This window comes from Candidatus Pantoea gossypiicola (assembly GCF_008632075.1).
GTDB classification, from domain to species: domain Bacteria; phylum Pseudomonadota; class Gammaproteobacteria; order Enterobacterales; family Enterobacteriaceae; genus Pantoea; species Pantoea gossypiicola.
Genome location: NZ_VWVM01000039.1, coordinates 1 through 8,635, shown reverse-complemented (window position 1 = coordinate 8,635; position 8,635 = coordinate 1). Strand labels below are relative to the sequence as shown.

Sequence of the window (8,635 nt, the reverse complement as noted above, 5' to 3'; positions counted from 1 at the left end):
AATAAACAGGAGCTTTTCGCCTGGCTCTCTGACTGTGACTTTGTACAGACCGATATCACGCATAAAGAAGGGTTCGCAGCCGTTCGCCTTGCCACTTATGATTTGATTAACACCGGCATCACGACCGTCATGGACTGGAACCATACCTTCTCAGAAGGACAGGCTTACGGCGGGCTTGAGGCGCTGCAGCAGTCGGGGCTGCGTTATGTGTATGGTTTTTACCCACATAACAACAAAGATTTCGACAGCAACGCGTTTAAAATAAAAGAACGGATCGATAAAGACCCTCTCGGAACGTTTGAGATATCCGGGCATCCCGCCAACTTTCTTCAGGATTCGATGGCTAATTCCGTTCAGATGTCCCGGATAATGAACGTTCCTTTAAACGTCCATTATGCCGAAAGCGCTCAGGATAAAAAGCATGAGCAGAAAAGGGTCATGACTGAAACCGGGGCCTTCTCACGTCCTCTGGTACTGAATCATGTTATTCACGTCGATGACGACGATATAAAACAAATGGCAGATTCCCGTGCCCGGCTGACTCACAATCCGCTGAGTAACATGCGGCTGGCCAGTGGCATCATGCCGCTGGGAAAACTGCACAGTGCAGGCCTGACCATTGGCCTGGGACTTGATGGCGGCACCAATGATAACGCCGACTTTTTCAGCCTGATGAAAACCGCTGTCGGTCTGCAGCGTGCCCAGCACGAATCGCCGGATGTTTATCCGAACTACAGTGAGGTCCTGCTGATGGCGACCAGTGAAGGGGCAAAAGTCCTGGGACTGGAGGACATTACCGGTACGCTTGAAAAAGGGAAATCTGCTGACCTGATCATCATTAATCCACAGTCACCCAATATGGCGGTTAATTTTGATGGGGTGACACAGATACCCCTGAACGCTGAACCGGCCAATGTTGAGACGGTCATGGTTCACGGACGTATACTTAAGGAAGACGGAAAATTAATTTACACGGACGAGAGTTTAAAAGACCTGATTAACACGAACAGCAGGACTGTTCAGCGTTTTATGTCGCGTAAAACGGTTAAACAGGTTCAGGAGTTAAAAGGATTTCAGTCTGCTCCATAGGTTTGCTTTTGAGCCTCCGCTGCTAGCCGGAGGCTCATCGCTTACATGCAGCAGCATTTCCTGAAAAAAGAGTTCACTAGGACTTTTCCGGCCAGGGAAGCACTGTAAAGCACGTAACGCATAGTAATGATGCTGATGGCCGCTGATAGGATAAACAGCTCAGGACTCGGGAAGGTCTGGTTCACGGGCCAGGGAACGGACAATACCTGGCAGATGAAATGCGAAATGCTGTCGCCCCGCTATACGGGGTCAGTTTGGATATCGAAAATTATTGTACGTTAAGGTTATTTTTTGACCTTTCGGCTTTGGCTGGTCGCAGCCGACGAAACATACCGGAAGCCGGTATTCGGTTGCTTTTTCAGGTATAATCGCCTGTCAGATTGATGTGCTCCCAGCCCAACGGCGAAAAATGCGACAACAGTTGCTTGTTCATCTTCAGCCCCTTACGCTTCAGGGGATCGATAGCTCTTTCCATATAGACGGTATTCCACAGGGACACCTTCGTCATCAGCTGCCCTTTTCAGCGTCGGGTAGTATCACGATTGAACTGGAACAAACCCTGTGCCAGCTTCCACCCCGCCGTGCAGCCTGGATCCCTGCAGGAACAATTCATCGCGCCATGATGCGTGGTGTGCTGGCCTAACGTTCCCTCTACTTTTCAACCACGCTGCCGTTATTTCTACTGCCACTGCAAATAGTCGAGGTTAATCCCCTGTTTTTTGAAGTCATAGAACGTATGGCATTCTGGCCATGGGCAATGCCGGGAGAGCAACAGGCCAGTCTCATTTCCATTTTTTGCGAAGAAATAAGCGGTTATAAACAGTTTTCCATGGCCCATATCGTTCGGGTTAATCGCGCCATGGCGCACCAGAGCACAACACCCAGAACATGCTATTAATAATTTTATGATGCTCAGCCCATGGGCAGCCGGCTCGTCTTGTAGCGGGCTCGGGAAGCAATAAGGGTTTGATGATGGTCCATGCTTCATCGGGAAGGTCGTAGCGAGCCATGATTTAATATGTTCTCGAAACAGGTAGTTATTACTTTAACTCAGTCTACTGAGGGAAACAGCCTGCTATTCGGAACAGCTTTTAGCATGCCAACTCCAGCCGTCATTGAACCCAGAAAACGAAAAGACGAAGGCTGCCAACGTAACACCCCTGAATAGTTGGCAGCCACTGAGGCATGGTCAGCACGGGATAAACAGGAATTACCTCAAAGCGCTTTACAACATCACGAGACAGCATACAAACTTGAAAAAAACGCCCGGAATAATGGGCGTCACCGAATACCGATGTAATTACATGAAGTTTATACAGCTTCGTAATGAGGTCGCTCTCACGAAAGGAATTATGCGATGATTAAATGAAATATTAGTTAAACGAAATCATCTTGTTCAGGGGCACTATTGATTTTAGTCAATTTTATCTCCATTGATGACACCAGTGTAAAAACGCAAGAATAAACGCGTATTTTTAGTGGCGTTTTAATTCGGTTGATTATTTATCTTGTTAAATATGAGTACGTTTAAGTTAAATAAAAAAGAAGCAATCCTGATTGCGTCCGTCGTTATAGCTTATTGCGTCTTCATATGGTTTTTATTCGCCTGATACACGGATTACTGCTTCTCTTAAGGTGATGGTGTGAAAAGACTTCCAACCAAAGTATTGCTGGTCGGATGGTTTGGCCTTTACGTATTGGTCATGTATGGTATCTATTGCCAGATCTCAAATCTTCCCTGGTGATTTGACTCTAGGGCAAAACGCAATTTTTAAGGTATAACGGTCAGTGCTCAATCCTGGTACCATCAGGCAGGGTGCAGTATCCGGTTTTACCAAAAAGTCGTTTTTTATAAGACAGGGTTCCGCCCTGAAGATGGCAGTAACGATCTGCTGAACTTTTCTCCACAGGGCAAGAACTGCAGGCAGTCAGCACACCCAGACAGGCTGTCACGGTTAACCACTTCATATTTTTGCCTCAATTTATCAGGAGTAATACACAGTTAAATCAGTTATTGCGCAGTGACTTTCTCACCAGACGCGTACCATCACGGGTCAGTTTCAGTCCATCGGGCGAAACGGTATTTCTCCCCATGATCTTCACTATTGCCTTCTGTTCAACACTCCCGTCAGATATCAGCTGGCGGATGTTAGCGACCAGACCTTTGTTACTAATGGGACCAAATTCCCGGCAGATTTCTAATTCACTCATCGTCCGCGGATAAATACGAAAAAGATATTCGAGAATGCCCCACTGGGATTTGTCAGAAAAACTGGTTTTCATTGCCCCTCCATGTGAAATCACTTTTTTGCGGATTTTAAATCATTTGAAAGCAACAGTTAGTCAATGACGCACATTGAGAAGGCGAGCTTTGAGCATTGGCCGTGAAGGAATGTGATGAATGGATTGGCTATGATGGTGTGACCAGCGGGAATCGAACCCGCACATTGGCCTGGGGAGCTGAAGTAATGCCATTATACGATGGCCGCTTTATGGTGCCGATTACCGGAATTGAACGGATGACCTGCTGATTACGAATCAGCTGCTCTGCCATCTGAGCTAAATCGGCATGGTGGCCCTGCTGGATTTGAATCAGCAACCGGGCAATTATGAGTCGCACGCTTTGACCGCTGAGCTAAGGGGCCGGATGCTGCGGTGCCGGGTGCCTCCCGGTGAGTCGGCAAAGCCAGACCGACCCGCTTAGTATTCTGCACTTTCAGCTTAAGCCCCGCCGCATAGGGGGATTCACCGCAGCGAAGGAAGCATAGCGGCGGACGCTTCAACGCTATCTCAACAGGCTATTCAATTTTACCTGACGCGGAAAATAGAGCTACTGTTCCGCAAACTTTGACGTCGACTTCCCGAAAGTGAGCGTCAAGAGCTGCACGTAAGCCATCAGCCGAATCCTGCCAGTTATTAAATATCCCCTTCTTGTTATAAAGGCACATTAATTTTGTGCCAAATTTATTATGAGTAACCCCAGAGCCGAGTATGGTTGCTCCATATAGTGTACCATCAGCTTTCAACGCTGAAGCTGCGTTAGAAATCACAATTTCTTTGGTATTCATGCTTCCCGGTAAACAATGAAGCAGGTAGAACATGGATACTGAATCAAAGCTGTTATTCAGATCTGCGGGTAGTGGCATAAAAACATCGTGCTGAATGGATCGTACTGTGAACTGAGGAACAATGCGCTCGCTCGTAGATTTTAAACTGTTAGGATTAAGATCAAGTAGAGTGAAATTTTGCGGTTTCTTTGAAGTATGCGAGAGGTAAAATCCAGTTCCGACACCTATATCCATATGGTTCTCACCCATAAATTTTTGGAAGTGGTCCAAAAGAATTGGTCTGGTCCTGCACTGCCATGCATAGGTGTTAGAAATGTTCAGCACCCACCAGTCATAAATCTTCAGGGAAAGGGGAGTATAGACCTGGGCTCCCTTTTGGCTATCAAACTCCATAGTAAAGTTTCTCCTGTGTACTCTTATGGTTTGCAAAATTATTCGGCAGAAGCTATTACATATCCTTCACTCTCAAGCCTTAATCGGTTAAGGCATAAAAACTGCTCTCCATTACAACATCTTATGGCTTCATGATGAACTAAACCCTGGCGTATGAGTTCTTCGATATTTGCAAGCATCCTGAACTCGTCGACATCATCAAAGCAGCTCAGATACTGCCTGGTGGTCATTGGATGCGGGTGAAAAATGGATAATGCTCTGAGAATATCTCTCTGTAGTTTTACAGACAAAAGCTTGTTGCTCATTACTTAATGACCTCCAGAAAAGCCAATCTGATAAAAATGCATATAGCCCGTTGCCAGTTTTACGAAAGCAGGAACTACCACGATTGGTAATCAGCTGATTGCCGATGGCAAAACGGTACTGATCGTGACGGTAGCGGACCTGATAACGCAGCTCAGAGCGTCCTATGACGGCAGCATGTCTGAGGCGGCGTTTCTCGACGGTCTGTGTGACGTTGATTTGCTTGTCATCGATGAAGTTGGCGTTCTACGTGTCGCTGCGCCCGGTCGGGATACTGACGAACCTGAATCATGCGTCGCTGACGCAGCTGCTGGGTGAACGGGTGATGGACCGACTGAAAATGAACGACAGCACCTGGGTAAATTTTACCTGGGGAAGTTTCAGATCGCAGGTGCATACCCGCCTGCAGGGCAAAAATTCTTAGCCAACAGGAGAAACATACTTTGGGAAAACTTACGAAAATCACCGGCGCAGAGCTGGCAAAACTTATCCTCGGCAAAACGCTGACGGTGTCGGATATGCACGTGCTGCTGCGCAAAGCCCGTTCTGGCTACGATCCGGAAAGTCTCTGGGTGGCGCACAAAGTACTTAAAGGGTTACCCAGCTGCCGCATGTAAACATTACTCCGTGGCCGGCACCGTGCTTACTGTCTGCACAGTGTCAGCGATCGTTTTTATGAGCGATCTGTAGCGGTGAACCGGCGCACGGTGGCCAGAAAATCAAGGATGCCGATCCGCTTCAGTGAAGCCGAACTGGTATACATCACGCGGTATAACGAATTCGACCAGCTGCTGCGTGCAGCGCAGGCAACATATACATTTTATACAATAATTGAGGCAGTTGCGATACTCATCATCACTATAATAGTAAAACTAATAAAAATGTAACATTTGCTCTTTGTTAATATAAAGTAATAACAGGAATTTAATATGCGAGACCCCGGAAGGGTTTATCTTATGTTTATAATTTTGATTAGTCTGGGTGCTATAGTTACAGACGCAATCTTTAATTTTCAGTCAAAGGAGAAGAATGCCCAATGAAAGTAATGACTCACTTAGCAAATAGGTTTCCTTTATTAATTATAAAATTTTTAGTTACTTGGGCTTTACTTTTAGGCTGCTCAGCAAGTTCTTTTGCAAACACATCTGACGGGATAAAGACAGCATTGCTGCTCAATGAAAGATATAATAGAACTGATGAAAACTGTAACGGGAACCCAGCCTATTACTGTTCAGGTATTGTTGTTAGGGTTAATGAACAACCGGGTAAAATTGATACATGGACTCCGTATATAAGAGATAGCGATAATTTTCTACAATTTAGTTATATAAGAAAGGATATAGGAGTGAATTTATGGGCGAAAACATTTGGTATAATTTTAAAAGCAAGAGAAGATGATGAGTACAGTACGCGATGTTTTTTTCCAGTAAATGCAATGAGTGGGGAACGACTTAATAATGGGTGTGGAGAACCTATGTCAATTAAGAAGGCGAGGAATGAGGATGTTGATAATAGTACATGTAAAGAGCAGGGCGTTAATACCGCTGAAGAATGGGTCGCAAAATACAAAGAATTACCTCCACCAATAAATTCTGAAAAAGCATGCTCTTTTAGTAGTCATAATGCATCGACCTTTAATGCTGCTTTAAAGGCTTCCCTCCTTCTTGGGGAACGTGGAAATAACGAGCTAATAGTGAATACATCTCCGACATTCTGGAGTGCGACCGACCCTTCAAAAGATCACATTCAAGCTCTGTGGTATTATAAAGATAGTGAATGGTTGGATAGCGCACGCTTAGAACAACAAAAATATTTTGATACAACTGGGCTTTGGGTTCCAGTGATCTCAATCGATCCAACTAATGATAATGTATTTTCTTACTCGGAAGCAGATCAGAAAGTTAAGCCGTCCTCTCGGAAATAAGTTATGCGTTATGGGTCGAATGCTGCATGTTGAATAATAAGGTGGCGGATTGGTCGGTGATGTAATATTTGTGGTATTAAACAATCTGGTGTTACGCCGAGCTACTGATAAGATGTTAGATTTGATCACCGCGTACGCTTGAAGATTTCTGTCTTAGTCATTTGCCGAAAGTAGTAAATGAAAAGCCTCACGTGAATATAAATCAATTTGATGCATTCTCATATTACGACAACATAGATGCGGCCTTTTAGACGCCGAAAGTGATATCCGCATCCGAACCGGCCACACGGAGGTTATTGTATTCATGGATTACGAACCTAAGTAAGAGCAACCGGCGGGGAGCATTCCCCGCCACCTCTTTATTTTGTTGTAGCGGACCTCAATGCACACAATCCTCAACATTTCCCGGCCCTGTGTTATAATATTTTCGCCAGCCTGAACAACTGGCTACCATAGCTGTGCATCAGATGAGAATGACCTGATGACACAGATACACCTCATAAAATCCGCACCCCAGACCCTGACTCCGGCCACGCCCGAAGCCAGCGAATTTGTGCGTCGCCTCAAACCTGGCGTTCTGCTTAACTGCGACGTCCGCCAGGCGCGTAATTACCGCTTCCACAAACTCTTCTTCTCCCTGCTCAATCTGGACTTTCAGTACTGGACGCCGATCGCCGGCGCAGTCGTTGAGTCAGAGAAACTGCTCCTGCGTGGCTAAGTTAATTTTCTGATTTCGATGACCTGCCAACGTAATATTCTCGATGCAACGCTGGATGCCTGGCTTGCGCGCATTGAGCACCAGCGCGCTGATGGCGTGGTACTGGTTAAATCGTTTGAGGCTTATCGTAAATGGGCGGTCATGACCGCTGGTTTTTACGATGAATTCATTCTGCCGGACGGCACCGTTCGCCGTGAGGCGCACTCCATCTTATTCGCCAGCATGAGTGAAGACGAATTCCGGCAGGTTTATAAGGCCGTTCTTAATGTGCTCTGGCTGCACATTCTTAATCGCCCATTCTGTACGCCTCAGGAAGCAGAAAACGCCGCTGCTCAGTTGTGGGAGTACGCAGCGTGAAGAAACAATCCTGCATTTTCTGCGGCGCGCCGGTAACGCTGCTCTGCGATGGCCATCTGGGGTACCCGCCGAGCCAGCATCAGCCGGAATGCATATCCCCGTTCGAACCCTACACCTGTGATGCGTCGATGTGCCACCAGTGCGCGATCCTCCAGAACACGATGCACATATGCCAGCGTCGCGGCGGCTGTATCGTTGAAACTGTTGATCACTGTCCGGTCTGCATGGAAAATCTGCCGGAGCATAACCGGCAGATCATTCATTCACCTGAACAGGCCGCTACTATCTGCGCAATTCCTGGCAGATGAAACGCGAAATGCTGTCGCCCCGCTATACCACCTGCCTCGCTGAACTAACGTTCCGGGTACAGCGAGGGAAAGGTGCTGGTAAGGCATTACGGGGGCCTCATTCCTGACGAGATTGTGCTGAAGCCCGTGATGTTTCTGAAGGTGCAGAATGACCTGTGCACCACCGGACGATGGGGCAGTGAAAGCCTCGGAGGCTGTACCCGGCGGCTCCGCAGCGCGGCCGGAGAGGCCGCTGAATAAGTCAGTGGCGGATTTGTGCCAGGTCGTCTTCCGTCAGGCCGGTCATTTTCATGACGGTATTGCGGTCAATGCCGTTCTGCAGCATGGTGCGGGCAACTTCCAGCTTGCCTTCCAGCTTGCCTTCCAGCTTGCCTGCCTTCCTGCCTTCCTGCCTGCCTAGCTGGATACCCTTCTGGATGCCTTTCTGCTCAAGCTGCTGTGCGATGGTCATAAGTGCGTCTCCGTGTTGCGGCAC

10 protein-coding genes, 2 tRNA genes and 4 pseudogenes are annotated in these 8,635 nt (G+C 47.2%); 7 read left to right on the top strand and 9 right to left on the bottom strand.

Annotation, left to right across the window (positions count from 1 at the left end; genetic code table 11):
• Both F3I20_RS23510 and F3I20_RS23505 read left to right on the top strand, forming a co-directional pair.
• A partial coding sequence (locus F3I20_RS23510; RefSeq protein ID WP_150019665.1) for an amidohydrolase family protein occupies nucleotides 1-1,089 on the top strand: 1,089 nt, incomplete at its 5' end.
• A 144-nt stretch (nucleotides 1,090-1,233) separates the two neighbouring features.
• Nucleotides 1,234-1,371, top strand: a pseudogene (locus F3I20_RS23505) (DUF4113 domain-containing protein); the annotation flags it as partial.
• On the opposite strand, the pseudogene F3I20_RS23500 reads toward F3I20_RS23505, so the two are convergent.
• The 7 genes and pseudogenes from F3I20_RS23500 to F3I20_RS23465 all read right to left on the bottom strand — a co-directional run.
• Nucleotides 1,358-1,600, bottom strand: a pseudogene (locus F3I20_RS23500) (Tn3 family transposase); the annotation flags it as partial. The pseudogenes F3I20_RS23505 and F3I20_RS23500 sit on opposite strands and share 14 nt — an antisense overlap.
• 340 nt (nucleotides 1,601-1,940) lie before the next feature.
• A pseudogene (locus F3I20_RS23490) lies at nucleotides 1,941-2,099 on the bottom strand (transposase); the annotation flags it as partial.
• A gap of 775 nt (nucleotides 2,100-2,874) precedes the next feature.
• On the bottom strand, nucleotides 2,875-3,057 hold the full coding sequence (locus tag F3I20_RS24510; RefSeq protein ID WP_150015942.1) for a DUF333 domain-containing protein: 183 nt from the start codon (nucleotides 3,055-3,057) through the stop codon (nucleotides 2,875-2,877).
• Nucleotides 3,058-3,096: 39 nt separating this feature from the next.
• Nucleotides 3,097-3,372: a hypothetical protein gene (locus tag F3I20_RS23480; RefSeq protein ID WP_150015941.1), complete on the bottom strand. Its 276-nt coding sequence runs from the start codon at nucleotides 3,370-3,372 to the stop codon at nucleotides 3,097-3,099.
• Between the two features lie 210 nt (nucleotides 3,373-3,582).
• A tRNA-Thr gene (locus F3I20_RS23475) sits at nucleotides 3,583-3,658 on the bottom strand.
• 1 nt (nucleotide 3,659) lies between these two features.
• Nucleotides 3,660-3,734: transfer RNA gene (locus F3I20_RS23470), tRNA-Ile, on the bottom strand.
• A gap of 153 nt (nucleotides 3,735-3,887) precedes the next feature.
• Entirely contained in the window at nucleotides 3,888-4,550 is a 663-nt protein-coding gene (locus tag F3I20_RS23465) for a class I SAM-dependent methyltransferase (protein ID WP_150015940.1), read from the bottom strand.
• Nucleotides 4,551-5,085: 535 nt separating this feature from the next.
• On the opposite strand from F3I20_RS23465, the gene F3I20_RS24295 reads away from it, so the two are divergent.
• The 4 genes and pseudogenes from F3I20_RS24295 to F3I20_RS23450 all read left to right on the top strand — a co-directional run bounded on the left by F3I20_RS24295 (nucleotide 5,086) and on the right by F3I20_RS23450 (nucleotide 7,852).
• Complete coding sequence (locus tag F3I20_RS24295; RefSeq protein WP_223811746.1) at nucleotides 5,086-5,277, top strand: hypothetical protein; 192 nt, start codon at nucleotides 5,086-5,088, stop codon at nucleotides 5,275-5,277.
• A gap of 19 nt (nucleotides 5,278-5,296) precedes the next feature.
• Complete coding sequence (locus tag F3I20_RS24045; protein ID WP_156085421.1) at nucleotides 5,297-5,470, top strand: hypothetical protein; 174 nt, start codon at nucleotides 5,297-5,299, stop codon at nucleotides 5,468-5,470.
• Between the two features lie 419 nt (nucleotides 5,471-5,889).
• Nucleotides 5,890-6,777, top strand: a complete 888-nt coding sequence (locus F3I20_RS23455; RefSeq protein WP_150015939.1) for a hypothetical protein — start codon at nucleotides 5,890-5,892, stop codon at nucleotides 6,775-6,777.
• A 481-nt stretch (nucleotides 6,778-7,258) separates the two neighbouring features.
• Nucleotides 7,259-7,852, top strand: a pseudogene (locus tag F3I20_RS23450) (DUF1367 family protein).
• Here the strand turns inward: F3I20_RS23450 and F3I20_RS23445 are convergent.
• Nucleotides 7,828-8,115, bottom strand: coding sequence for a hypothetical protein (locus F3I20_RS23445; protein WP_150015938.1), 288 nt, complete (start codon nucleotides 8,113-8,115; stop codon nucleotides 7,828-7,830). The pseudogene F3I20_RS23450 and the gene F3I20_RS23445 sit on opposite strands and share 25 nt — an antisense overlap.
• Nucleotides 8,116-8,138: 23 nt before the next feature.
• Between F3I20_RS23445 and F3I20_RS24505 the strand changes: the two genes are divergently transcribed.
• The gene (locus F3I20_RS24505; protein ID WP_223813139.1) at nucleotides 8,139-8,267 is read left to right on the top strand and encodes a DUF4113 domain-containing protein; all 129 of its coding nucleotides are present in this window, start codon (nucleotides 8,139-8,141) and stop codon (nucleotides 8,265-8,267) included.
• 134 nt (nucleotides 8,268-8,401) lie between these two features.
• Here the strand turns inward: F3I20_RS24505 and F3I20_RS23435 are convergent.
• Nucleotides 8,402-8,635 (bottom strand): Rpn family recombination-promoting nuclease/putative transposase (locus F3I20_RS23435; protein ID WP_150059941.1); only part of this gene is annotated, 234 nt, incomplete at its 5' end.